Annotated in this window: 38 protein-coding genes and 1 rRNA gene; 2 read left to right on the top strand and 37 right to left on the bottom strand. The window is 42.5% G+C overall.

Going from position 1 to position 22,181, the window contains the following annotated elements; translation table 11 throughout:
• From AC1DLM_RS23780 to AC1DLM_RS23770, 3 genes are all read right to left on the bottom strand, one after another.
• Window positions 1–147, bottom strand: a 16S ribosomal RNA gene (locus AC1DLM_RS23780); the annotation flags it as partial.
• 323 nt (window positions 148–470) lie between these two features.
• Window positions 471–701, bottom strand: coding sequence for a hypothetical protein (locus AC1DLM_RS23775; protein WP_056618222.1), 231 nt, complete (start codon window positions 699–701; stop codon window positions 471–473).
• 150 nt (window positions 702–851) lie between these two features.
• Window positions 852–1,463: a stage II sporulation protein M gene (locus tag AC1DLM_RS23770; protein ID WP_477571358.1), complete on the bottom strand. Its 612-nt coding sequence runs from the start codon at window positions 1,461–1,463 to the stop codon at window positions 852–854.
• Window positions 1,464–1,576: 113 nt separating this feature from the next.
• On the opposite strand from AC1DLM_RS23770, the gene pdaB reads away from it, so the two are divergent.
• Window positions 1,577–2,359, top strand: coding sequence for a polysaccharide deacetylase family sporulation protein PdaB (gene pdaB / locus AC1DLM_RS23765; RefSeq protein WP_171632744.1), 783 nt, complete (start codon window positions 1,577–1,579; stop codon window positions 2,357–2,359).
• A 36-nt stretch (window positions 2,360–2,395) separates the two neighbouring features.
• Here pdaB and AC1DLM_RS23760 read toward each other — a convergent pair whose 3' ends face one another.
• A complete protein-coding gene (locus AC1DLM_RS23760; RefSeq protein WP_171632743.1) occupies window positions 2,396–2,992 on the bottom strand; it encodes a KinB-signaling pathway activation protein in 597 nt (198 codons plus the stop codon).
• 139 nt (window positions 2,993–3,131) lie between these two features.
• Here AC1DLM_RS23760 and gerD point away from each other — a divergent pair, with 139 nt between their 5' ends.
• Entirely contained in the window at window positions 3,132–3,905 is a 774-nt protein-coding gene (gerD, locus tag AC1DLM_RS23755) for a spore germination lipoprotein GerD (protein WP_441991587.1), read from the top strand.
• Window positions 3,906–3,955: 50 nt separating this feature from the next.
• On the opposite strand, the gene AC1DLM_RS23750 is transcribed toward gerD, so the two are convergent.
• The 33 genes from AC1DLM_RS23750 to rplB all read right to left on the bottom strand — a co-directional run bounded on the left by AC1DLM_RS23750 (window position 3,956) and on the right by rplB (window position 22,162).
• Entirely contained in the window at window positions 3,956–5,044 is a 1,089-nt protein-coding gene (locus AC1DLM_RS23750) for an Mrp/NBP35 family ATP-binding protein (RefSeq protein WP_477571357.1), read from the bottom strand.
• Between the two features lie 54 nt (window positions 5,045–5,098).
• Window positions 5,099–5,860 (bottom strand): N-acetylmuramoyl-L-alanine amidase CwlD, encoded by a 762-nt coding sequence (cwlD, locus tag AC1DLM_RS23745; protein WP_441991589.1) that lies wholly within the window; start codon window positions 5,858–5,860, stop codon window positions 5,099–5,101.
• 231 nt (window positions 5,861–6,091) lie between these two features.
• Window positions 6,092–6,784 carry a phosphoadenylyl-sulfate reductase gene (locus AC1DLM_RS23740; RefSeq protein WP_056618250.1) on the bottom strand — a complete coding sequence of 231 codons (693 nt, stop codon included), beginning with the start codon at window positions 6,782–6,784 and terminating at the stop codon, window positions 6,092–6,094.
• Between the two features lie 211 nt (window positions 6,785–6,995).
• Window positions 6,996–7,388: a 30S ribosomal protein S9 gene (rpsI, locus tag AC1DLM_RS23735; protein ID WP_028557465.1), complete on the bottom strand. Its 393-nt coding sequence runs from the start codon at window positions 7,386–7,388 to the stop codon at window positions 6,996–6,998.
• A gap of 18 nt (window positions 7,389–7,406) precedes the next feature.
• Entirely contained in the window at window positions 7,407–7,844 is a 438-nt protein-coding gene (gene rplM, locus AC1DLM_RS23730; protein WP_029196440.1) for a 50S ribosomal protein L13, read from the bottom strand.
• Window positions 7,845–8,018: 174 nt separating this feature from the next.
• Window positions 8,019–8,780, bottom strand: coding sequence for a tRNA pseudouridine(38-40) synthase TruA (gene truA, locus AC1DLM_RS23725; RefSeq protein ID WP_477571356.1), 762 nt, complete (start codon window positions 8,778–8,780; stop codon window positions 8,019–8,021).
• A 139-nt stretch (window positions 8,781–8,919) separates the two neighbouring features.
• Window positions 8,920–9,285, bottom strand: a complete 366-nt coding sequence (rplQ, locus tag AC1DLM_RS23720; RefSeq protein ID WP_441991591.1) for a 50S ribosomal protein L17 — start codon at window positions 9,283–9,285, stop codon at window positions 8,920–8,922.
• Between the two features lie 24 nt (window positions 9,286–9,309).
• Window positions 9,310–10,254 (bottom strand): DNA-directed RNA polymerase subunit alpha, encoded by a 945-nt coding sequence (locus tag AC1DLM_RS23715; protein WP_477571355.1) that lies wholly within the window; start codon window positions 10,252–10,254, stop codon window positions 9,310–9,312.
• Between the two features lie 125 nt (window positions 10,255–10,379).
• The gene (rpsK, locus tag AC1DLM_RS23710; RefSeq protein WP_028557470.1) at window positions 10,380–10,775 is read right to left on the bottom strand and encodes a 30S ribosomal protein S11; all 396 of its coding nucleotides are present in this window, start codon (window positions 10,773–10,775) and stop codon (window positions 10,380–10,382) included.
• Window positions 10,776–10,793: 18 nt separating this feature from the next.
• Entirely contained in the window at window positions 10,794–11,162 is a 369-nt protein-coding gene (gene rpsM, locus AC1DLM_RS23705; RefSeq protein ID WP_028557471.1) for a 30S ribosomal protein S13, read from the bottom strand.
• 19 nt (window positions 11,163–11,181) lie between these two features.
• Window positions 11,182–11,295: a 50S ribosomal protein L36 gene (rpmJ, locus tag AC1DLM_RS23700; RefSeq protein WP_003333770.1), complete on the bottom strand. Its 114-nt coding sequence runs from the start codon at window positions 11,293–11,295 to the stop codon at window positions 11,182–11,184.
• A 103-nt stretch (window positions 11,296–11,398) separates the two neighbouring features.
• Window positions 11,399–11,617 (bottom strand): translation initiation factor IF-1, encoded by a 219-nt coding sequence (infA, locus tag AC1DLM_RS23695; RefSeq protein ID WP_009676800.1) that lies wholly within the window; start codon window positions 11,615–11,617, stop codon window positions 11,399–11,401.
• 2 nt (window positions 11,618–11,619) lie between these two features.
• Window positions 11,620–11,925: a KOW motif-containing protein gene (locus AC1DLM_RS23690; protein ID WP_477571354.1), complete on the bottom strand. Its 306-nt coding sequence runs from the start codon at window positions 11,923–11,925 to the stop codon at window positions 11,620–11,622.
• A 9-nt stretch (window positions 11,926–11,934) separates the two neighbouring features.
• Window positions 11,935–12,687: a type I methionyl aminopeptidase gene (map, locus tag AC1DLM_RS23685; RefSeq protein ID WP_436239088.1), complete on the bottom strand. Its 753-nt coding sequence runs from the start codon at window positions 12,685–12,687 to the stop codon at window positions 11,935–11,937.
• On the bottom strand, window positions 12,687–13,337 hold the full coding sequence (locus tag AC1DLM_RS23680) for an adenylate kinase (RefSeq protein ID WP_068661885.1): 651 nt from the start codon (window positions 13,335–13,337) through the stop codon (window positions 12,687–12,689). Before AC1DLM_RS23680 ends, map begins: the two co-directional genes overlap by 1 nt.
• Window positions 13,338–13,423: 86 nt before the next feature.
• Entirely contained in the window at window positions 13,424–14,728 is a 1,305-nt protein-coding gene (gene secY / locus AC1DLM_RS23675; RefSeq protein WP_171632727.1) for a preprotein translocase subunit SecY, read from the bottom strand.
• A complete protein-coding gene (rplO, locus tag AC1DLM_RS23670; protein ID WP_441991594.1) occupies window positions 14,728–15,168 on the bottom strand; it encodes a 50S ribosomal protein L15 in 441 nt (146 codons plus the stop codon). Before rplO ends, secY begins: the two co-directional genes overlap by 1 nt.
• A 36-nt stretch (window positions 15,169–15,204) precedes the next feature.
• Window positions 15,205–15,393, bottom strand: coding sequence for a 50S ribosomal protein L30 (gene rpmD / locus AC1DLM_RS23665; protein WP_056618272.1), 189 nt, complete (start codon window positions 15,391–15,393; stop codon window positions 15,205–15,207).
• An 11-nt stretch (window positions 15,394–15,404) separates the two neighbouring features.
• Window positions 15,405–15,902, bottom strand: a complete 498-nt coding sequence (gene rpsE, locus AC1DLM_RS23660) for a 30S ribosomal protein S5 (protein ID WP_056618277.1) — start codon at window positions 15,900–15,902, stop codon at window positions 15,405–15,407.
• 27 nt (window positions 15,903–15,929) lie between these two features.
• Entirely contained in the window at window positions 15,930–16,298 is a 369-nt protein-coding gene (gene rplR / locus AC1DLM_RS23655) for a 50S ribosomal protein L18 (RefSeq protein WP_056618280.1), read from the bottom strand.
• Window positions 16,299–16,399: 101 nt separating this feature from the next.
• Window positions 16,400–16,942 carry a 50S ribosomal protein L6 gene (gene rplF / locus AC1DLM_RS23650; protein ID WP_028557480.1) on the bottom strand — a complete coding sequence of 181 codons (543 nt, stop codon included), beginning with the start codon at window positions 16,940–16,942 and terminating at the stop codon, window positions 16,400–16,402.
• Window positions 16,943–16,971: 29 nt separating this feature from the next.
• Window positions 16,972–17,370, bottom strand: coding sequence for a 30S ribosomal protein S8 (gene rpsH, locus AC1DLM_RS23645; RefSeq protein ID WP_028557481.1), 399 nt, complete (start codon window positions 17,368–17,370; stop codon window positions 16,972–16,974).
• Window positions 17,371–17,403: 33 nt separating this feature from the next.
• A complete protein-coding gene (locus tag AC1DLM_RS23640; protein WP_028557482.1) occupies window positions 17,404–17,589 on the bottom strand; it encodes a type Z 30S ribosomal protein S14 in 186 nt (61 codons plus the stop codon).
• 36 nt (window positions 17,590–17,625) lie between these two features.
• Window positions 17,626–18,168 (bottom strand): 50S ribosomal protein L5, encoded by a 543-nt coding sequence (gene rplE / locus AC1DLM_RS23635; protein WP_056618284.1) that lies wholly within the window; start codon window positions 18,166–18,168, stop codon window positions 17,626–17,628.
• A 33-nt stretch (window positions 18,169–18,201) separates the two neighbouring features.
• Entirely contained in the window at window positions 18,202–18,555 is a 354-nt protein-coding gene (rplX, locus tag AC1DLM_RS23630; RefSeq protein WP_081787661.1) for a 50S ribosomal protein L24, read from the bottom strand.
• A gap of 55 nt (window positions 18,556–18,610) precedes the next feature.
• A complete protein-coding gene (rplN, locus tag AC1DLM_RS23625) occupies window positions 18,611–18,979 on the bottom strand; it encodes a 50S ribosomal protein L14 (protein WP_028557485.1) in 369 nt (122 codons plus the stop codon).
• Between the two features lie 35 nt (window positions 18,980–19,014).
• Window positions 19,015–19,278, bottom strand: a complete 264-nt coding sequence (gene rpsQ / locus AC1DLM_RS23620) for a 30S ribosomal protein S17 (RefSeq protein WP_028557486.1) — start codon at window positions 19,276–19,278, stop codon at window positions 19,015–19,017.
• 27 nt (window positions 19,279–19,305) lie between these two features.
• On the bottom strand, window positions 19,306–19,503 hold the full coding sequence (gene rpmC, locus AC1DLM_RS23615) for a 50S ribosomal protein L29 (RefSeq protein WP_028557487.1): 198 nt from the start codon (window positions 19,501–19,503) through the stop codon (window positions 19,306–19,308).
• A complete protein-coding gene (gene rplP / locus AC1DLM_RS23610; protein ID WP_028557488.1) occupies window positions 19,493–19,927 on the bottom strand; it encodes a 50S ribosomal protein L16 in 435 nt (144 codons plus the stop codon). Before rplP ends, rpmC begins: the two co-directional genes overlap by 11 nt.
• Window positions 19,928–19,930: 3 nt before the next feature.
• Window positions 19,931–20,593 carry a 30S ribosomal protein S3 gene (gene rpsC / locus AC1DLM_RS23605; protein ID WP_028557489.1) on the bottom strand — a complete coding sequence of 221 codons (663 nt, stop codon included), beginning with the start codon at window positions 20,591–20,593 and terminating at the stop codon, window positions 19,931–19,933.
• A gap of 13 nt (window positions 20,594–20,606) precedes the next feature.
• Complete coding sequence (gene rplV / locus AC1DLM_RS23600) at window positions 20,607–20,939, bottom strand: 50S ribosomal protein L22 (RefSeq protein WP_028557490.1); 333 nt, start codon at window positions 20,937–20,939, stop codon at window positions 20,607–20,609.
• 29 nt (window positions 20,940–20,968) lie between these two features.
• On the bottom strand, window positions 20,969–21,247 hold the full coding sequence (gene rpsS, locus AC1DLM_RS23595) for a 30S ribosomal protein S19 (RefSeq protein ID WP_028557491.1): 279 nt from the start codon (window positions 21,245–21,247) through the stop codon (window positions 20,969–20,971).
• An 84-nt stretch (window positions 21,248–21,331) separates the two neighbouring features.
• Window positions 21,332–22,162, bottom strand: a complete 831-nt coding sequence (gene rplB, locus AC1DLM_RS23590) for a 50S ribosomal protein L2 (RefSeq protein WP_056618285.1) — start codon at window positions 22,160–22,162, stop codon at window positions 21,332–21,334.
• Window positions 22,163–22,181 lie beyond the last annotated feature (19 nt).

The following is a 22,181-nucleotide window of genomic DNA, read 5'->3' as shown; positions in this document are numbered from 1 at the left end:
ATAGTTATCCCAGTCTTAAAGGCAGGTTACCTACGTGTTACTCACCCGTCCGCCGCTAGCTTATCCCGAAGGATAAACCCGCTCGACTTGCATGTATTAGGCACGCCGCCAGCGTTCGTCCTGAGCCAGGATCAAACTCTCCATAATAGTTTGGACAATTGCTTGTCCGTATATCTGAAAGCTTAATTGCTCATTTGAAGCTAGCGAGATTTTGCAATCTCTTTTATAGTCGATTACTCGACTGTGCTTACTCACTCGTTGTTCAGTTTTCAAAGATCAATTTCTTTCACTTTACATCGCCATCCGTTTAGCGGCGACTTTTTAAATATATCACAGTCCCACCCAAGATTGCAAGTCTTTATTTTGAAAGTTTATTTGAACATCTTTTACAATTGGACTCACTCGCTTTGTTTCGAAGTGACGAGTTATAAAATAACACAGGTGGAGAGGGTAAGTCAAGCACTTACCCCCTATTTTTTCTGAGCTTGGTAATTACGGTTTCTTGCGTACTTTGATATTTCCTTTGGTGTCGCTAAGCGAGCATACATCCTGAAGATGACCTTGTATCTGGATTCTATAGCTCCCTTTATCTCTTGATCAATTCTCTTATCATTGAGATCGAAAAGCATTTCATCTAATTCTTTACGGAGTACATAATCTAATTCTCTGCATTCTCTCTCATTGAACAAAAATCCGAGCATACATCCATCCAAACCCCTCTCGACTGTAGAGATTCATGGCACTAACATTTTGCTAGACGTGGAGAGTTGAGCCAATTATGCCCCTCTTCTTTTCCGCCTTATTGTTATGCTCAGATTTTGCCAATTTTATGACGAGATACTGAAAATATTTTACAAATGCACCAACCAGTAGGTAAGTGTGCTTTCAATTATAGCAGCAATCAAAAGGAGGACAACGATTCCCATACTTAGTGGTTTGGTCAACTGAAATACTCTAATCAATTCAATTCGAGCACTTCTTTTCTCAGCTGGCACAAGTAGCTGTGCACCCATTTTCCAAACCAACATCCCTATCTTCAATCCATATGCGCACGCGAGCAAAATAACAGGGATCTCAATGATACCATGCGGCAATATCCCTTTAAGAACGATCGATAATGTACTTTCATGTGTCTGCAAAGATAGTACATAACCTAGAATCATTCCATTAGCARTTAACATAAAGAGCGGTAATACACCTAGGAAAATCCCACAGAAAACGATAAGCACCGACTTAATCGCGTTATTTAAAAAGATAAAAATGAACAGCCACACCTGCGGGTTTTCTTTAGTACTTATTGATTTAATCATAGGCTGGAGTCCCTCTAATTGCTTTTCCAAGAAATGCGTAAATTGCTCGGAATTAGCCCACCCCATATACAAACTAAATCCAAAAACGAGAACAACCACAATAAAGTAATGCTTCATTTCTTTAAAATGTCTAAACAATGCCGGAAAATTCATTTTGTAATTCCTCCAATTTCGGAAGCATAAGTGCCATGTGTACGAGCATACATTATTTACTAAAGGTTATACAAGCTATCTATGGCTTGACATAAAGGAGGTACAAGCTGTTTATGAACTACTTTTTTGTAATCAACGCACGCAAATTTAAACAATATTTATTTATTGCTCTTGCCATCATCTTCTCCGCGGCCATTGTATATTCCGAACAAAGTAATGTATCTGTCTTTATGAACTCCGAGCCTTCGGCTATCTACAGCGTGCAGACCGAAAAGAAGGTCATCGCCCTTACCTTTGATATTTCATGGGGGGATACTCGAGCTGAACCAATCTTGAAAATCCTAAAGGACAATGGTGTTAAGGATGCGACTTTCTTCTTATCTTCGCCCTGGAGTAAGAGCCATCCCGACATTGTCTCACATATCAAAAGTTATGGATTTGAGATTGGCAGTCACGGAAACAAATTTGACAACTACAGCGACCTTAGCGATGAGGAAATCCGAAATGAGATTTCTACTGCACATGGCATTTTAACAGAATTAATTGGCAAGGAGCCTAATCTCATTCGTCTACCAAACGGCGACTTTGACAAGCGTGTGTTACGCATTGCTGATGATCTTGGCTATTCCGTCATCCAATGGGATACAGACTCACAAGATTGGCTGAATAAAGGCGTCGACACCCTTGTAAACCGTGTAGTGAGCAAGGCACATCCTGGCGATATCGTTCTTCTCCACGCGAGCGACTCATCCCAACAAACACATGAGGCTTTGCCCGCTATCATTCAACAACTAAGAGAAAAGGGATATCAGTTCGTAAGTGTAAGTGAGCTCATTAAGCAAACCCAGGTGGAAACAACCCCTGTCGAGGATCAAGCCATGAAACAAATCCATTAGTATTTATGAAAAGATTTGAAAAAAGAGCTAATCAAATTAGCTCTTTTTGTTATCCAATATTTTATGTAGGGTAAGAATTTGCCATGCATTACAGACGAACAATGGTGCCAACATAAATAGACTTGATGCTGAATTGTCCAATTTCAATGCTGGTACTGCCTCAAGTACAGTAACTGCCGTCATGAAAAATAAAGTAGGAATGAATGCATTCCGATTCGTCATTTTCACCTTCCAATAGCTTACTGCTAAAGAAATCACTAATACGCAAACAGGCAAGATGAAATATCCAAGCAGCGATTCAGAACTATTGAAATTCGTTTTCCTCAAGTAGACAAGGTCGAATAAAACAACAATAACAACGGCAAGCTGTAACAAGTCCCATACTGTTTTGGATCGTATAATACCAACAGCGATGAACCTAACGATTAAATATGCGAAGAAGCCCATTTGACTCAATACACTTATCGTAGCTCCACCGAGAATCATATTAATCAAATTAAATCCGACCGCCGATAAGCCCATTACAGAAAATTCTTTGTCTGAAAATTGAAGGATAAGTCCAACCCCAGTAGACACTACAATCCCTAATACTAATGTTGTCCAAAATAAGTGAAACCATTTACGCAAAGTCACTTTTAATTACCTCCACACATCAACTCTAATTGTTAATTGTACCAATCTTTGCGATAAAAAGCCAATAATGTTCCCTTATATTCTGCCCCTAACCACACATACTAAGACCATTAAAGTTAAGGGAAGGGAGCATGTAGTTATGTTAAAGACAAGACTTAGAAAGCTTCAGGTCCTACCGGCTATATCATTGGCTTTTCTTCTCGCCTCTTGTGGTACAGATAACTCTTCACAAGGCCAGTCACAAGCCAATACGTACAAAGAACAAAAGACAATGATCCTCGATATTCTGAAATCAGATGATGGTAAAAAAGCAATAAGTGCTGCAAATCGAAGTATCATGAATGGAGATGTAGGTGCTAACAGTGTTGCTGGCCAATCACAAATTAAACTACTATCCGCTAATGAGTCCCTTCAGCTTCAAATGGCTGTCAAGGATGTACTGACCGCTAAGGAAAATAATATGTTTTTGACCGATATGATGAAGGATCCTAAGTTCGCAGGTGACTTTGCCACAGCGATCCAAAAAGAAACCAAACAGATGTTCAAGGAATTGCTCAAGGACCCTACCTACCAAAAATCACTGATTGATGTTATGAAAAACCCAGATTATGAGAAGATGGTTCTTGATGTTATGAAAACAGCACCATACCGCCAACAAATGATGACTGTCATGGAGGAATCCATCCAAAGCCCTCTTTTCAGAGCGCAAATGGTTGAATTGCTTAAGTCTGCTATCGTCCAGCAAAGCAAGCCTGATCAAATGCCATCCGCAAAGAGTACGGAAAAAAGTGATGATAAATCCAAAGAAGGAGATAAAAAGCAAGATAGCGGGGATGAAAAACAAAAGGATGATTCTTCGGGAGACTCCCAAAAACAAGGTGATGAGAAGAAAGATGGAGGTTCTAATTCTTAAAAAAAAGGAAGAGTTGGCAGATTCCCTCTGCTTCCTCTTCCTTTTTTTCACTATTTATCTAGCTTCGCAATCAACCGATCCGCTATTTCCAAATAGATTTGCCCCGCTTTGGATTCCGCTTTATATACGGAAGGCGAGTAATCCTTTTCAGATATATGATTATCAGGCGCTCCTAACGGAATTTGCGCTAATAGCTCACTGTGAAGATCTTCAGCAAGTTTAGCACCTCCACCTTTACCAAAAATATGATCAATGCTGCCATCCCTACTTTCATAGTAAGACATGTTCTCAACGATACCCAAAATTTCATGGTTCGTTTGAATGGCCATCGCACCAGCCCTAGCAGCTACAAATGCTGCTGTAGCATGTGGCGTCGTAACAATGATCTCTTTACTTTGCGGTATGAGCTGATGCACATCTAGTGCGACATCGCCAGTACCCGGAGGAAGGTCTAAGAGGATGTACTCCACATCTCCCCAATTTACTTCGTTGAAGAAGTTGCGTAGCATTTTGCCTAACATCGGCCCACGCCATACAACAGGTGCATTGTCTTGGACAAAGAACCCCATCGATATCACTTTTACCCCAAATTTCTCAACGGGAATGATCACGTTTTCTACTAACTGCGGCTGTTCTTCAATCCCCATCATATCCGGAATACTAAATCCATAAATATCCGCATCAATGATCCCAACCTTTTTCCCTTTACGAGCCAGCGCGACTGCCAGATTAACTGTTACTGTTGATTTACCAACGCCACCTTTGCCACTCGCAACGGCGATAAACTCAACTGTAGAGGATTGTCCAAGAATCGGCTGCTGAATTGGAGGTTGTACAGGGGTCTGAGGAGTAGTATTCGACTGTTGTGAAGTTCCTTCCAAACGACTCCGCTCATGGTCCGTCATCAACCTAAACCGGATATGAACTTGGGATACTCCTATATTTGCTAAAGATTGTTGAATGAATGCTTTGGCTTGCTCCTTATATCCTTCATCCTCGGTTACTACGAGCAAGCTTAATGATACCGCATCTTCCTTCACCATTACATCACGAATCAAATTTAATTCCACTACACTTTTATTAAACTGGGGGTCTATTAGCTTATTCAACGCTTCTAGAATTTGATCTTTATGTACCATAGCCACATCACACCTTTATTGGGACATTGTATTCGCGGCTTTTATTATAACACATTATGAGGCAGAACCCACTTTTTCACCTGCATAATATCTCAAAATCCCTTGATATACCGAAGCTGCCAACATCTTCTGATAGTTCTCATCCGCTAATAACTTAGCCTCTTCTGGATTTGAAAGAAAACCTACCTCAACGAGTGCGCTTGGAATCTTTAAAGTTTTCAACAGATACACAGTCTTATCAGCCATCTTCGCCACACGATCTGTATTTTCTAGATTACGTCTAAGTTCGGACTGAATGAGTGCCGCTAGGTTGGGATTGTCAGGATTATTCAAATAATAGAACGTTTGTGCGCCTCTCCATTTATCAGATGGAATACTGTTCAAATGGATACTCAAAAACATATCGGCATTATTGTTCTGAATCAGGTCCGCCCGGTTGTGGAGATCCTGCGTCTTCCGTTTGCTATAGCCTTTGGTGCCCGATTCCGCTAGATCAGTATCCGTTTCTCTTGTTAAAACCACGATCGCACCGGCTTGTTGCAAGTAGTCGCGTAGCCACAAGGTTATAGCTAGATTGATATCTTTCTCAATGATACCATCCTTGCTCTCAGCCCCACCATCTGGTCCCCCATGACCGGCGTCTAGCGCTATTGTCTTCCCCGATAAAGGGAGCGTCCAATCCGACCAGGTCTTCGTTGTAGGGAGCTCGTACGCATAAATAAAGACAACCAAGGCAACCAGCATGGCCGAAAGCAATAGCTTCAGACTACTGTGAAAGGTCAGCCATACCACCAACCTCTTCTTCCTTTTACGCATAAAAAATCCACCTCTGTTCCCCTATAGACTCTGTAACATCTATATGGGACAGGGTGGACAAATATACCAGACTTCTACTCGATATTCATGGTCTCTTCAACTGTCAACCTTCCATCTACGTCCGCGTAATCGCGTCAAACGATGAAATTCGAACAACTATTAGTTCCTACGTGCATTGCATGTAGAATCGCTTCACGATGCCTTGTATACATATTCAGAGCCGAGATCAACTTACTTATGGAGACCGCATTCCGTTTTCTCAATACTTGCCCAACGTCCAGCGCGCGGATCTTCACCTTCAGCGACTTGCCGCGTGCAGTGTGTGCAACCGATACTAGGATAGTTACGATCATGAAGTGGGTTATATATCACATCATTGTCGCGAATATACTGCCATACGTCTTCTGAAGTCCAACCAGCGAGTGGGTTGAATTTGATAAGACCAAACTTCACGTCATATTCCACTTTTTTAGCATTTGCTCGAGTAGGTGCTTGATCGCGGCGAATACCTGTGATCCAAGCATCATAGTTTCTAAGGATATCTGTAAGTGGATCAACTTTACGTATGTTGCAGCATTGGTTCGCGTCGCTTTTCCAAAGCTCATCCCCGAATTTCTCCGCTTGCTCATCCAGTGTTAATTTAGGCAAGACTTGAACGAATTTCGTACCGTAGTGTTTTTCAAGACGATCTTTGGTTTCATAAGTCTCATCAAAGTGCACATTTGTATCTAAGTAGAAGATATCCACGTTCGGGTTAATCTTTTGCAGCATGTCGACCAACACCACATCTTCTGCGCCAAAACTACAAGCAAGCGTCAATCTTTGAAATGTATCTACAGCTAATTTCAATATGGCTTCAGGCGATTGATTTTCGAATTCTTCCGCAGCTTTCGTTACAAATGCTTCTTTTTCAAATAGATTCATCTTCCGATTCCTCCAATAGTCGACAATCCCGACTGATATTKTATGATTTATAATTTAATTATATCTGACTTCTGCAGAGTGTCAATTACTTTTTATCATTTTGGTATTAACTTATTCAATTGGGCTAAAGTTGGATCATGATGAACATAAAAAAGAACCTTTCCAGCCATAAGCCGAAAAGGTTCTTCTTGCGTGCCAAAGGCACAATATCTTAACGTTTGGAGAATTGAGGAGCACGACGTGCTGCTTTCAATCCGTATTTTTTACGCTCTTTCATACGGGAATCACGTGTTAGGAATCCAGCTTTTTTCAAGGATCCACGGTATTCCGGATCAGCTTTCAACAATGCACGGGAAATACCGTGACGAATTGCGCCAGCTTGTCCGCTGATTCCGCCGCCATTTGCAAGAACTAGAACATCGTATTGACCGATAGTTTCAGTTAGAGCAAGTGGTTGTTTAACGATTAGCTTCAATGTTTCTAGACCGAAATACTCATCTAGATCACGTTTATTGATGATGATGCGTCCTTCACCCGGTATTAAGCGAACACGCGCTACCGAATGTTTACGACGACCCGTTCCATAATATTGAACTTGTGCCACGAAACGTTCCTCCTTATATTAACCGCGAAGATTCCAGACTTCTGGTAGTTGTGCTTGGTGCGGATGCTCTGCTCCACCGTAGACTTTAAGCTTAGTTTTCAAGCTGTCGCCTAGACGGTTCTTAGGAAGCATACCATGAACTGCGAATTCGATCATACGATCAGGCTTGCTGTTAAGCAAGTCTTGAGCGGAAGTCACTTTCAAACCACCTTGGTACAAAGAGTGACGGTAGTACATTTTGTTTTGCATTTTTTTACCAGTAAGCTTAATTTGGGAAGCATTGATAACAACAACGAAATCACCAGTATCTACGTGTGGAGTGAACTCCGGTTTGTGCTTACCGCGGATAATGCTAGCAACTTCACTTGCAAGACGGCCAAGTGTTTGGCCTGCAGCGTCAACAATGTACCATTTACGCTCTACTTCATTTGGCTTAGCCATATATGTGGTGCGCATGCTTAATCCTCCTAAAAATATATCTGAAATACATAAGTTATAGTTGTCATTTATTCATAAGCGATGGATAGTTATGGTCATTTGTGATCAGGGGCTGTGGGGTAGCCGATCACGAAACGCCAAGTTATATTTTACACGATAACTTCTTAATAATCAAGTAGTGATGACAACTTTTTAATAGTCGACTTTCCACAAGGTTAATCCCATGGCTTCAGCTGTAGGACCCGCTTGAGAGCGATCTCTGGCCTCGAGAACACGTTGCATATCGCTAGATGGTCTCTTACCCTCACCGATCTGTATTAACGTCCCTACGATGATCCTCACCATGTTATAAAGAAAACCATTCCCCGTTATGATTAACCGGATACGTTCTACTTTACCTGTCGCCAACACTTCATCTGATTCCGTCTCCATACGTACCTCATATAAGGTTCTCACTTTGATTTCCTTATCCGTTCTCACTGTGCAAAACGAAGTAAAATCATGCTCACCTAGCAAACAAGGGAGCGCCTCTCTCATGGCTTCCACATTTAAATGCGTGGGGTGATGATACTCGAAGTTGCGGTGAAAGACATCAGGGAAGCGCGCCGAACGAATCGTATAACAATAGGTTTTACGTTTCGCGGCTTTGCGAGAGTGAAAAGTAKGGAGAACTTCTTCTGCGGTATGTGCGACGATGTCCCTGGGTAGTCTAGCATTTAGAGCTAAACACCAACGTTCTACTGGAATCTTAGAACTCGTTGTAAAATTAATAACTTGCGCTTTCGCATGAACCCCGGCATCTGTACGCCCTGATGATATGACTTTCACTGTCTCACCTGTCAGTAAGAACACTGCCTGCTCTAAACGATATTGCACCGTATCAGATCTAGGCTGTATCTGGAAGCCAGAATAAGATGTACCATCATAGCTTATGGTAAAACGTAGATTTCTCAAGGCTTGTTCCTCCATGAGTCATCCTTTCTACCTAGCCTGAGTTGCTTAAGCAGCTCATTACACTAGAATGCGTCCAAGACTGCAAAAAAAGGGCTTCACCAGAATCTAGTGATTCCGTCCACCCTTTCCCATCCGTCTTCTATGCGCGATCTACTAGCTCTAGGTAAACCATTGGTGCTGCGTCACCGCGGCGTGGTCCCAGTTTAAGGATACGCGTGTATCCACCTGGACGCTCGGAATAACGTGGTGCCAATTCAGCGAATAGTTTTTGAATCGCATCTTGATTTTCGTTAGCAGCTTCTCTACGAACAAAAGCAGCAACCTGACGACGTGCGTGAAGATCTCCGCGTTTCGCAAGAGTAATTAACTTCTCAGCGATTGAACGAATTTCTTTAGCTTTTGCTTCTGTTGTTTGAATACGCTCATGTATGAACAGATCCGTTACCAGATCACGAAATAATGCTTTACGATTACTGGAATCGCGGTTCAATTTTCTGTAGTTCATTGAGTTAACCTCCTTCTGACAAGATTATTCCTCGGTACGTAGACCTAGACCCAGCTCTTCGAGCTTCTCTTGAACTTCTTCAAGGGATTTGCGACCTAAGTTCCGAACTTTCATCATGTCTTCTTCTGTTTTGGTAATCAGCTCTTGTACGGTATTAATCCMTGCACGTTTGAGACAGTTGTAAGAGCGAACGGAAAGGTCTAGTTCTTCGATCGTCATCTCAAGAACTTTTTCTTTCTTATCTTCTTCTTTTTCAACCATGATCTCAGCGTCTTTTGCTTCATCCGTCAAACCAACGAACAAGAGCAAATGTTCAGTTAAGATTTTAGCGCCCAAGCTAACTGCTTCTTCTGGACGAATACTTCCATCGGTCCACACTTCGAGGGTCAACTTATCATAGTTAGTCACTTGGCCGACGCGAGTATTCTCAATAGCGTAGTTTACCCGAGTAATAGGCGTGTAGATCGAATCAATTGGGATTACACCAATTGGTTGCTCTTCATGCTTATTTTTGTCTGATTGGACGTAACCGCGCCCTCTGCCCGCATGAATCCTCATATGAAGACGTGCATCTGGAGACAAGGTAGCGATGTGTAAATCCGGGTTAAGGATTTCAACATCACTATCACCGCGGATATCAGCCGCTGTAATGTTACCTTCTCCTTCTGCATCAATTTCCAGCACTTTCTCCTCATCGGAGTGAATCTTCAACGACAAACCTTTCAGATTGAGGATAATTTCCGTAACATCCTCAAGCACGCCAGGAATCGTTGAAAATTCGTGCAAAACGCCATCGATTTGGACAGAGGTTACTGCTGCCMCCGGTAAGGAGGACAGTAAGATACGACGTAGTGAGTTTCCTAAGGTTGTACCGTAGCCACGCTCCAACGGTTCAATGATAAATCTACCATAAGCGCCATCTTCACTTAATGCTACAGTTTCTATTTTTGGCTTTTCAATTTCGATCATGAAATGTACCCTCCATTCAATACGTCGGTTCCCTCTGGATACTTCGTTGAAAATTTCATAGTATGCCTATCCTTCAAACCATTATTCACGATTTTGGAATAATTATACTACAAAGTGATCCTGAATTATACGCGACGACGTTTTGGAGGACGGCAGCCATTATGAGGAACCGGCGTCACGTCTTTAATCAGGTTTACTTCAAGACCTGCTGCTTGCAAAGAGCGGATTGCTGCTTCGCGGCCAGCGCCTGGACCTTTAACCATAACTTCAACAGTTTTCAAGCCGTGCTCCATTGCTGCTTTAGCCGCTTTTTCAGCTGCCATTTGTGCTGCGAAAGGAGTGCTTTTACGGGAACCTTTGAATCCAAGGTTTCCTGAACTTGCCCAAGAAATTGCGTTACCATGCGGATCCGTGATCGTTACGATCGTGTTGTTAAATGTTGAACGGATGTGTGCTACACCGCTCTCAATATTTTTCCGGTCACGACGTTTCGTACGGACGACTTTTTTAGGTTTTGCCATTAGCTCTAACCCCCTTTATTATTTCTTCTTATTAGCTACTGTACGACGAGGACCTTTACGTGTACGAGCATTTGTTTTAGTACGTTGACCACGAACAGGAAGACCACGGCGGTGACGAAGACCACGGTAGGATCCGATTTCGATTAGACGTTTGATGTTTAGGGAAATTTCACGGCGAAGATCGCCTTCTACTTTAAGGGTTTTGTCAATTACATCACGGATTTTGCTCACTTCATCTTCAGTCAAGTCACGAACGCGAGTACTCGCATCGATACCTGTGGAAGCAATGATTTTCTGAGCAGTTGTAGTGCCGATACCGAAAATGTAAGTCAACGCGATTACAACTCGTTTGTCACGAGGTAAGTCAACTCCAGCTAAACGTGCCATCTACAGAATGCACCTCCTTTTAACCTTGTTTTTGTTTGTGCTTAGGATTTTCGCAAATTACCATTACATTGCCTTTACGGCGAATGACTTTACATTTTTCACAAATCGGTTTTACTGACGGTCTTACTTTCATTTTAAGCCCTCCTTTTTATCGTAAGCAACCATGTTGCGTTTTCGTGAGAAAACTTGCTTCGTAAGCATACGCCTTGAGAGAGTATTACTTCTAAGCCGAACATTTATTTGAAACGGTAGGTTATACGGCCTCTCGTCAAATCATAAGGCGATAATTCTACGGTAACCTTATCTCCAGGCAAAATGCGAATAAAATGCATTCTGATCTTTCCTGAAACATGGGCTAGGATTTTATGACCATTTTCCAATTCAACTTTAAACATTGCATTCGGAAGAGGTTCAATCACTGTACCTTCTACTTCAATTACATCTTCTTTGGCCACAGTCATTCTCCTTTCTCTTGTGCTTCATCTTGCATAAGTTCAACGAATTTGGCGATTGCAAAGCGCAATTTCCMATTAGTCACACGACCTGTCTCCCTAATGCTTGACGCTACTTCACTGCTAATCGTTTCTTGTAAATGAAGATGATTCAGGTTCTTCTTCTTCGGTTGATCGAATTTACGATGATCGCCGTCGGCAAGCCAGACAAAACGATGCTCTTCAATCCGAATCACGACCGCATATTCTCCGGGATCTCTACCGCGAAGCACCTTTACGATTTGACCCACTTGCGGAATCTTGCTATCCACTCAGTTCACCTACGATCTAGGCAAAGTTAATATTTCATAACCAGCTGCCGTAATAGCAACCGTATGTTCGAAATGAGCACATAGGGTTCGATCTGAAGTGACTACAGTCCAATCGTCTTCGAGTGTTTGGACAAATCTTTCGCCAACAACCACCATGGGTTCAATGGCTAGGACCATGCCTGGTTTGAGTCGAGGACCTTTGTCAGGAATACCATAGTTCGGAATTTGTGGCTCTTCGTGAAGATCCGTTCCAATACCATGACCGACATACTCTATAACCACGGAGAAGCCTGCGTCTTCAATACAAGTTTGGATTGCATGCGACAACGTGTAGAGTCTAGCATCCGGTTTAGCTTCTGCAATGCCTCGATAGAGTGACTCTTCTGTCACAGTCAACAAACGCTGAGCTGTCTCAGAAATTTCACCGACAGGATATGTCCAAGCAGAATCTCCATGATAACCTTTATATTGAGCACCAATATCAATACTGATAATGTCGCCCTCAACTAGCTTTCTTGGACCAGGAATACCATGAACTAATTCTTCGTTGACTGAAGCACAAATGCTCCCAGGAAAACCATTGTAACCTTTGAAAGATGGAATTGCTCCCTGACTGCGAATGAATTCCTCTGCGATCTGATCAAGTTCTTTCGTTGTAATGTTCGGACGAATCGCCCTTGCCAATAAGCGGTGCGTTTCGGCTACGATACGACCAGCTTCTCGCATTAGGTCTAGTTCAACCTCGGACTTACAAATGATCATTACGCTAGACCTCGTAGCAGTGAGCTAATTTGTTCGGTTACCGCATGAATGTCTTGTTCCCCGTTAACCTCACGCAATAATTCCCTCTTTTGGTAGTAATCCAGAAGCGGAGCCGTTTTGTTGATGTATTCATCCAAACGTGTTCCGACTTTCTCTTCCGTATCATCAGATCGTTGGTACAACTCACCGGAACATTTATCGCATACGCCTTCTTGCTGAGGTGGGTTGAAGATGACATGATACGTAGAACCACAGGATTTACAAATTCTTCGGCCAGTTAGTCGTGCTAACAGATAACTGCGATCAACAGCTAGATTGATTACGACCTCAATCTTCTTACCAAGTGAATCAACGATGTCAGACAATGCATCAGCTTGAGCTACCGTTCTAGGAAACCCATCTAGCAAAAATCCTTTATCGCAATCCGGCTGGGCAAGACGCTCTCTCACAATACCGTTCGTAATTTCATCAGGAACAAGAAGCCCCTTATCTACATATCCTTTAGCTTCGATACCCATTGGAGTACCTTGGCTCATTGCTGCGCGAAATGCATCGCCAGTTGAAATATGAGGAATTTGAAACTCAGAAACGATTTTCTCTGCTTGCGTACCTTTGCCTGCACCAGGAGGCCCCATAAATATTACGTTCACAATTAAAACCTCCCCATCGCACTCGGCATTACGAACAGCACAATAGGTGCCGATGTCGCAGAACTTGCCCCATCAGTACCTATTAGCTATTTATTGATGAACCCTTTGTAATGACGCTTAATCAATTGGCTCTCGATTTGCTTCATTGTCTCAAGACCAACGCCTACTACGATAAGCAAAGATGTACCACCTATTTTAACCGAACTAGGCAATCCAGCAAGTCCTCCAAATAACATTGGAAGAATAGAGATAGCTGAAAGGAACAAAGCTCCAGAAAGAGTAATTCTAGTCATTACGCGTGTCAGATAAGTCGAAGTCGTTTTACCTGGTCTGATACCTGGTATGTATCCGCCGTTCTTCTTCATCTGATCAGCCATTTGAACTGGATTAATTTGTACGAAGGTGTAGAAGTAGGTGAAACCGATAATCAGCAGTACATACAGTACAATCGCTAATGGTGCAGTTTGGTTAATACTCAAGTTGTTGATAATCCATTCTGCGACTACATTCCCTCTCCAGTAACTTGCAATGGTTGGAGGAAACATCAAAAGTGATAATGCGAAGATTACAGGGATAACACCAGCAGCATTCACTTTAAGTGGAATGTGTGTTGTTTGCCCACCATACATTTTACGACCAACTACTCGCTTAGCATATTGTACAGGTATCTTACGAACACCTTGTTGTACGAATATAACGCCAGCAATAATCAGGATAACAACTAAAGCAATAATGATCAGTTTCACAATGTTCAGGAACAGGGCTCCTTCGGTTGCAAAGAGTGATTTGTAGATTTGTTGAATGCTTGTTGGAATCGCAGAAACGATACCAGCAAAGATGATAATGGAGATACCGTTACCAATCCCGTATTCCGTGATTTGCTCACCTAGCCACATCAAGAAAGCTGTACCAGCTGTCAACACGATAGCGATCAAAGCAAAGGTTGTAAACCCAGCATCAATAACTAAACCACTGTATAGGCGGTTAAAGCCAATTGATAGTCCGAAAGCTTGAATCAACCCTAGAACAATCGTACCGTAACGAGTCACCTGCGTCATTTTCTTTCTTCCGACATCACCCTCTTTTGCCCACTGCGCAAAGCGCGGGATAACATCCATGGACAAAAGTTGAACAATGATCGAAGCCGTGATATAAGGCATAATTCCCATCGCGAAGATGGAGAATTGGAAGAGCGCACCGCCGGAGAACGTGTTAAGCAAACCAAAGACATCGCTCTGATTCGCTTGATCTTGAAGTTTCAGAACATCTGTATTAATGTTTGGAACCGGAATAAAGGCACCCAAACGGTAGACGATTAGCAAGATAAGCGTGAAGAGAATCCTTCTGCGTAAATCTTCTACTTTGAAGATGTTGGCTATGGTATTGAACATTAAATCACCTCGGTAATACCGCCGGCAGCTTGGATTTTCTCAATCGCTGATTGAGAGAACTTATTCGCTTTAACGGTTAATTTTACTGTGATTTCACCGTTTCCTAAAATCTTAATGCCGTCTTTAGGAGCTTTAACAATACCAGTCTCCATTAATACTTCTGGAGTAACTTCAGTACCAGCTGCGAAATTGTTCAAGTCTTCAAGATTAACGATCGCGTACTCCGTACGGAAACGGTTCGTAAATCCACGCTTAGGTAAACGACGGTACAATGGGTTTTGTCCACCCTCAAATCCAGGACGAACGCCYCCACCGGAACGTGCGTTTTGACCTTTATGTCCGCGAGTTGATGTTTTACCCATACCACTACTTGTTCCACGTCCAACACGCTTAGGTGATTTACGAGCGCCAGTAGCAGAACTTAGCTCATGTAACTTCATCGTTGCACACCTCCTCTAGATCTTAAATTCGTAATTCTATGCTTCGATTTCTTTAACTTCTACCAAATGGCTTACTTGGTTAACCATTCCTCTGATTGCAGCATTATCTTGGTGAAGAACAGTTTGGTTAATCTTACGAAGACCAAGTGTTTTCACAGTAATGCGTTGCGTTTCAGGGCGGCCGATCAAGCTGCGTTTTAGGGTAACTTGTAATTGTTTAGCCATGTATACCCCTCCTAACCTAATAGCTCTTGAACAGTTTTACCGCGAAGCTTTGCAACTTCTTCCGCTTTTTTCAAGCGGCTTAAGCCTTCAAGCGTTGCGTTAACCATGTTCATGGAGTTCGATGAACCTAGGGATTTTGTCAAGATATCGCCTACACCAGCAAGTTCAAGTACTGCACGAACTGGTCCGCCTGCGATAACTCCTGTACCTTGGGATGCTGGTTTCAATAGAACGCGTCCCGCGCCAAATTTACCAGTAACAAGGTGAGGAATCGAAGTGCCTACGATAGGAACATGAATCAAGTTCTTTTTCGCATCTTCAATACCTTTACGGATTGCATCTGGAACTTCGGAAGCTTTACCGATTCCTGCACCAACCCAGCCATTGCCATCGCCAACGACAACAAGTGCGCTGAAGCTGAAACGACGTCCGCCTTTTACTACTTTAGCTACGCGATTAATATTTACGACTTTTTCTGTTAGCTCTAAAGTATTAGGATCTACACGCAAGTCTTTTACCTCCTTATTAATGTATTTCTAGAATTCAAGACCAGCTTCACGAGCTGCGTCAGCCAATGCTTGAACACGTCCATGATAAAGGTATCCACCGCGGTCAAAAACCACTTTGTCTAATCCTTTTTCTTTCGCACGTGCTGCGATTAATGCGCCAACTTTACGAGCAGCTTCAACGTTACCACCGTTACCAATTTCACTTTTAAGCTCTTTATCTTGAGTCGAAGCTGCAACGATTGTTACACCAGTTGTATCATCGATTAATTGAGCATACATATGTTTGGATGAACGGAAGATGTTCAAACGTGGGCGAAGAGTTGTTCCTTCAATTTTCTTACGAACACGAAGGTGTCTTTTCAGACGAGCTTTATTTTTATCGCTTTTAGTAATCATCTATACTTACACTCCTTTCATCATCTTATGATGCGAGGCTTATGCTTACGTAGCAAGTTTTCATCAGAAAACTCTTAGCTATTACCCGCGATCTTTCGATCTTATTTCTTCTTACCAGCTTTACCTTCTTTACGAAGAATGCGTTCGCCTTCATACTTGATACCTTTACCTTTATACGGTTCTGGTTCACGTACGGAACGAACTTTTGCTGCCATAGCGCCAACTAGCTCTTTATCAATACCTTTAACGATGATTTTCGTGTTCGTTGGAACATCGAACTCAATGCCGTTTTCAGGGTTGATTTCAACTGGATGGGAGTACCCAACGTTAAGAACCAATTTGTCACCGCTTTTGTTTGCACGGTAACCAACGCCTACTAGATCCAAAGATTTCGTGAAACCTTCCGTAACACCACTTACCATGTTGGCAACAACACTACGTGTTGTACCATGCAGGGAACGGTGGAGTTTGTTATCGGAAGGACGCTCAACGGAAATCTCGTTTTCTAGAACATTAACTTTCATATCCGTATGAAGTACACGGGACAAGGAACCTTTAGGTCCACTAACCGTGATTTGAGTATTGTCTAGTGTTACATTTACACCACTTGGAATGGTGATTGGCTTACGACCAATACGAGACATGTTTGCACCTCCATTCAATTACAATTGTATTACCAAACGTAGCAGATAACCTCTCCGCCAGCTTTGGATTGACGAGCATCTTTATCCGTCATAACTCCTTGAGACGTGGAGATGATGGCAATCCCTAATCCGCCCAGAACACGAGGGACTTCTTGTGATTTTGTATAAACGCGTAGACCTGGTTTCGAAATTCTTTTCAAACCAGAGATAACACGCTCATTGTTTGAACCATATTTCAGGAACAAACGAATGATACCTTGTTTGCTATCTTGAACGTACTCAGCATCACGGATAAATCCTTCTTTTTTAAGGATTTCAGCGATTTCCCTCTTCACTTTTGAAGCTGGGATTTCAACTGTCTCATGACGTACGATGTTCGCATTACGAATGCGTGTTAGCATATCTGCAATTGGATCTGACATGACCATTTTGTGTAAACCTCCTTCCCGAAAATAGGGTGATTACCAGCTTGCTTTTTTCACGCCTGGAATCTGACCCAAGTGTGCTAATTCGCGGAAACAAATCCGACAAATTTTGAACTTGCGAAGCACTGAATGCGGACGTCCGCAGCGCTCACAACGTGTGTATGCTTGCACTTTAAACTTCGGGGTACGTTGCTGTTTGACTTTCATCGAAGTTTTTGCCACTTAATATAACACCTCCTGATAGGTACGACTGGTAACCTATTTTACGAAAGGCGCTCCGAGTTGTGTTAAAAGCTCGCGAGCTTCCTCGTCGGACTTAGCCGTCGTTACGATAACAATATCCATACCACGAACTTTATCGATTTTATCATACTCAATTTCAGGGAAAATGAGTTGTTCTTTCAAACCAAGTGTGTAGTTACCGCGACCATCAAATGCTTTGTTGGAAATACCACGGAAGTCACGTACACGTGGAAGTGATACGTTAAATAATTTATCCAAGAAGTGGTACATACGCTCGCCACGAAGAGTTACTTTCGCACCGATCGGCATGTTTTCACGAAGTTTGAAACCCGCGATTGCTTTTTTGGATTTAGTTACAACTGGTTTTTGACCGGAGATCTTTTGAAGATCTTCTACTGCAGTGTCAAGCACTTTGGAGTTTGAAACAGCTTCACCAACACCCATGTTGATAACAACTTTCTCAATTTTCGGTACTTGCATAACTGTAGTGTAGTTGAACTTTTGAATTAATGCTGGTGTAATCTCGTTCAAGTAACGATCTTTCAATCTTACTGCCATGACTTAGTTTCCTCCTTTCCATACATGTGTGTATTAGTCGATAACTTCGCCGGATTTTTTCGCGATACGAACTTTCGTTCCGTTATCTAATACTTTGTATCCTACGCGAGTAGGTTTGCCGCTCTTAGGATCAATTAGCATCACGTTAGAAACGTGGATCGCAGCTTCTTGATTCAAGATACCGCCTTGTGGGTTAAGTTGGGATGGTTTCGCATGTTTCTTAACCATGTTTACACCTTCAACAAGAACACGATTTTGACGAGGATAAGCAGCGATAACGCGGCCTTTCTTACCTTTGTCTTTGCCAGTGATAACGAAAACAGTATCGTCTTTTTTCACGTGCAATTTATTGTTATGAGATTCTAGTCTCTTTTTAAGTCTTGGCATTAGCTTCTACACCTCCTGGGGTTCTCCACAATGGAAAACAACATCGTAACACGTCTTAGATAACTTCTGGAGCCAAGGATACGATCTTCATGAAGTCTCTATCGCGAAGTTCGCGAGCAACTGGTCCGAAGATACGAGTACCACGTGGGCTCTTATCTTCTTTCACGATAACAGCTGCATTCTCATCAAATGAGATATATGAACCGTCTTTACGGCGAGCACCGCTCTTCGTACGAACGATAACTGCTTTAACAACGTCACCTTTTTTGACAACGCCACCTGGTGTTGCTTCTTTTACTGAACATACGATCAAATCACCAATGTGACCAACGCGACGACCAGTACCACCCAAAACGCGGATACACATTAATTGTTTCGCACCTGAGTTGTCAGCGACAGCCAAACGAGTAAATGGTTGAATCATCGTATTCCCTCCTTTCGGGGTTCATATCTAGAATATTAGATAACAACTGCCACTTCAAGAATTTCAACCAGTCTCCAGCTTTTATCTTTGGACAACGGTCTAGTTTCACTGATTTTCACAGTGTCACCAATCTTAGCTTGGTTGTTTTCATCATGTGCTTTGAATTTTTTTGTAGATTTAATTCTTTTGTGGTAGAGTTCATGTTTTTTGTAAGTTTCAACAGCAACAACAATGGTTTTATCCATTTTATCACTGACAACCTTACCGATCAGAACTTTACGATCGTTACGTTCAGTCATCTAAGGAACACTCCCTTCTAGATTTGGTTACCCAATACCCAGTTCTCTTTCACGCAAAATAGTCTTGGCACGAGCGATCTCTTTACGCAAATCACGAATCTGAGTCGGGTTGTCCAATTGACCAGTAGCTAGTTGAAAACGGAGGTTAAAGAGTTCTTCTTTAAAACCATTAACTTTTTGCTCGATTTCAGCAGTGGTTAAGTTCCGGAATTCACTACCCTTCATTTGCTTCACCGCCTACTTCTTCTCTTTTCACGAACTTCGTTTTGATTGGAAGCTTGTGAGCTGCAAGACGCATTGCTTCGCGAGCAACCTCTTCACTTACACCAGCTAGTTCAAACAAAATTTTGCCCGGTTTTACTACAGCAACCCATTTTTCCACGCTACCTTTACCACTACCCATACGAACTTCAAGCGGCTTTTGTGTAACTGGTTTAGCTGGGAAAATTTTAATCCATACTTTACCGCCACGTTTGATGTAACGTGTCATGGCAATACGTGCTGCTTCGATTTGACGGTTGGAAACCCAAGCCGGTTCTACCGCTTGCAGACCATATTCGCCAAAAGCAACTTCCGTACCGCCTTTAGCGCGACCTTTCATGTTACCGCGGTGTTCTTTACGGTGTTTTACACGTTTAGGTACTAACATGATTTAATTTCCTCCTTCCGGCTGAGCCTTTTTCTTAGCTGTCGGAAGCACTTCTCCACGATAAATCCATACTTTTACACCAATACGTCCATAAGTAGTGGCTGCTTCAGCCGTACCATAGTCGATATCCGCACGAAGTGTATGAAGTGGAACAGTTCCTTCGCTATATCCTTCCGTACGAGCAATCTCAGCACCGCCAAGACGTCCGCTAGTTGCAACTTTGATACCTTTTGCTCCGGATCTCATAGTTCTTTGCATTGCTTGCTTCATAGCACGACGGAAAGATACGCGACGCTCTAATTGAAGTGCAACTGCTTCAGCTACTAGGATAGCATCAAGATCAGGGTGTTTGATTTCAGAAATGTTGATATGAACTTTTTTGTTCGACATAGCTGCGATGTAGTTACGAATAACTTCAACTTCAGCTCCGCCTTTACCAATAACCATTCCTGGTTTAGCAGTATGAATCGTTACGTTAACACGGTTAGCCGCGCGCTCGATATCGATATGGGAAACTGCAGAATCTTTAAGTTTATTCTTTAAGTATTCGCGGATTTTGACGTCTTCAAGCAGCAGAGTTCCGAAATCTTTTTCTGCGAACCATTTGGACTCCCAATCACGAATGACACCAATTCTAAAACCTATCGGGTGTACTTTCTGACCCACACGTTACCCCTCCTTATTTTTCAGATACCACGATTGTGATGTGGCTGGTACGTTTTTTGATCGCGCTAGCGCGGCCCATTGCACGTTGTTGGAATCTTTTCATTGTTGGCCCTTGATTTACGAAAGTCTCGGAAACAACAAGTTTATTTGGATCTAATGAATAGTTATGCTCTGCATTGGCAATTGCGGAATTCAATAGTTTCTCCAGAATTGGAGAAGCTGCTTTTGGTGTATGACGCAAAATTGCGATCGCTTCACCTACCGCTTTTCCCCGAATCAAGTCAACAACTAGCTTTGCTTTACGAGGAGCAATCCGAGCGTGGTTCAATATTGCTTTAGCTTGCATGGTAGTACCTCCTCTCGGTTAAAAATGAATTAACGTTTTCCGGTTTTCTTATCGTCATCGTGACCTTTATACGTACGTGTTGGAGCAAATTCACCAAGCTTATGCCCAACCATATCTTCCGTTACATATACTGGCACGTGTTTTCTTCCGTCATATACTCCGAAAGTGTGACCAACGAATTGCGGGTAAATTGTAGAACGACGGGACCACGTTTTGACAACTAATTTCTTGCCAGAAGTGTTTAAGTCTTCTACTTTTTTCAGTAAGTGACCATCGATAAATGGACCCTTCTTTAAGCTGCGACCCATGGGTGTTCCTCCCTTCCTTGAACCTCAAGAGAATGTCTATATCCGTGATAAATTGAAACATTTATTCGATTCATTTTATCGTGATTACTTCGTACGACGACGTACAATGTATTTATCGGATGCTTTACCTTTTTTACGAGTTTTGAATCCAAGCGTCGGTTTACCCCATGGAGACATAGGTGATTTACGTCCGATTGGTGCGCGCCCTTCACCACCACCGTGTGGGTGATCATTCGGGTTCATAACAACCCCACGAACTTGAGGACGATTGCCTTTCCAACGATTACGTCCTGCTTTACCGATTTTCACGAGTTCGTGATCTTCGTTACCAACAGAACCGATTGTTGCGCGGCAAACTTTTAATACTTTACGAACTTCACCGGATGAAAGGCGAATTGTAACGTATGATTCTTCTTTACCAAGCAATTGAGCTTCAGTACCAGCTGCGCGCACTAGTTGTGCACCTTTACCAGGTTTCAACTCAATGTTATGGATAACTGTACCAACTGGAATGTTTTCCAATGGAAGAGCGTTACCTACTTTGATATCTGCTTGTGGTCCAGAAACGATACGATCATCCACTTTAAGACCTTTAGGAGCGATGATGTATTTTTTCTCGCCATCAGCATAATGAATCAATGCGATGTTCGCGGAACGGTTTGGATCGTACTCAACTGTAGCAACGCGTCCTGGTATTCCATCTTTAGTACGTTTGAAATCGATAATACGGTATTTACGCTTATGTCCACCACCGTGGTGACGAACCGTAATTTTACCTTGGTTGTTACGACCAGCATGCTTGAACAAAGGAGCAAGCAATGATTTCTCGGGTGTTGATGTTGTGATTTCTTCAAATGTAGAAACCGACATCGCACGACGAGCTGGTGAGGTTGGTTTGTATTTTTTAATTGGCACTCTGTTTCCTCCTTACTTC

Source organism: Paenibacillus sp. 01T442, from assembly GCF_056398345.1.
This window is presented reverse-complemented; position numbering and strand designations above follow the sequence as displayed.

Bases quoted from the DNA above. Each gene is read 5' to 3' on its own strand.
- AC1DLM_RS23775 (WP_056618222.1), bottom strand. From the start codon at position 701: ATGCTCGGATTTTTGTTCAATGAGAGAGAATGCAGAGAATTAGATTAT.
- pdaB (WP_171632744.1), top strand. From the start codon at position 1,577: ATGAACTACTTTTTTGTAATCAACGCACGCAAATTTAAACAATATTTA.
- gerD (WP_441991587.1), top strand. From the start codon at position 3,132: ATGTTAAAGACAAGACTTAGAAAGCTTCAGGTCCTACCGGCTATATCA.
- AC1DLM_RS23750 (WP_477571357.1), bottom strand. From the start codon at position 5,044: ATGGTACATAAAGATCAAATTCTAGAAGCGTTGAATAAGCTAATAGAC.
- cwlD (WP_441991589.1), bottom strand. From the start codon at position 5,860: ATGCGTAAAAGGAAGAAGAGGTTGGTGGTATGGCTGACCTTTCACAGT.
- AC1DLM_RS23740 (WP_056618250.1), bottom strand. From the start codon at position 6,784: ATGAATCTATTTGAAAAAGAAGCATTTGTAACGAAAGCTGCGGAAGAA.
- rplM (WP_029196440.1), bottom strand. From the start codon at position 7,844: ATGCGCACCACATATATGGCTAAGCCAAATGAAGTAGAGCGTAAATGG.
- rplQ (WP_441991591.1), bottom strand. From the start codon at position 9,285: ATGAACTACAGAAAATTGAACCGCGATTCCAGTAATCGTAAAGCATTA.
- rpsK (WP_028557470.1), bottom strand. From the start codon at position 10,775: ATGGCAAAACCTAAAAAAGTCGTCCGTACGAAACGTCGTGACCGGAAA.
- rpsM (WP_028557471.1), bottom strand. From the start codon at position 11,162: ATGGCACGTTTAGCTGGAGTTGACTTACCTCGTGACAAACGAGTTGTA.
- rpmJ (WP_003333770.1), bottom strand. From the start codon at position 11,295: ATGAAAGTAAGACCGTCAGTAAAACCGATTTGTGAAAAATGTAAAGTC.
- map (WP_436239088.1), bottom strand. From the start codon at position 12,687: ATGATCATTTGTAAGTCCGAGGTTGAACTAGACCTAATGCGAGAAGCT.
- secY (WP_171632727.1), bottom strand. From the start codon at position 14,728: ATGTTCAATACCATAGCCAACATCTTCAAAGTAGAAGATTTACGCAGA.
- rpmD (WP_056618272.1), bottom strand. From the start codon at position 15,393: ATGGCTAAACAATTACAAGTTACCCTAAAACGCAGCTTGATCGGCCGC.
- rplR (WP_056618280.1), bottom strand. From the start codon at position 16,298: ATGATTACTAAAAGCGATAAAAATAAAGCTCGTCTGAAAAGACACCTT.
- rplF (WP_028557480.1), bottom strand. From the start codon at position 16,942: ATGTCTCGTATTGGTCGTAAGCCAATCACCATTCCAAGTGGTGTAAAT.
- rpsH (WP_028557481.1), bottom strand. From the start codon at position 17,370: ATGGTCATGTCAGATCCAATTGCAGATATGCTAACACGCATTCGTAAT.
- rplE (WP_056618284.1), bottom strand. From the start codon at position 18,168: ATGGCAGTAAGATTGAAAGATCGTTACTTGAACGAGATTACACCAGCA.
- rplX (WP_081787661.1), bottom strand. From the start codon at position 18,555: ATGCCAAGACTTAAAAAGAGACTAGAATCTCATAACAATAAATTGCAC.
- rplN (WP_028557485.1), bottom strand. From the start codon at position 18,979: ATGATTCAACCATTTACTCGTTTGGCTGTCGCTGACAACTCAGGTGCG.
- rpsQ (WP_028557486.1), bottom strand. From the start codon at position 19,278: ATGACTGAACGTAACGATCGTAAAGTTCTGATCGGTAAGGTTGTCAGT.
- rpmC (WP_028557487.1), bottom strand. From the start codon at position 19,503: ATGAAGGGTAGTGAATTCCGGAACTTAACCACTGCTGAAATCGAGCAA.
- rplP (WP_028557488.1), bottom strand. From the start codon at position 19,927: ATGTTAGTACCTAAACGTGTAAAACACCGTAAAGAACACCGCGGTAAC.
- rplV (WP_028557490.1), bottom strand. From the start codon at position 20,939: ATGCAAGCTAAAGCAATATTGAACCACGCTCGGATTGCTCCTCGTAAA.
- rpsS (WP_028557491.1), bottom strand. From the start codon at position 21,247: ATGGGTCGCAGCTTAAAGAAGGGTCCATTTATCGATGGTCACTTACTG.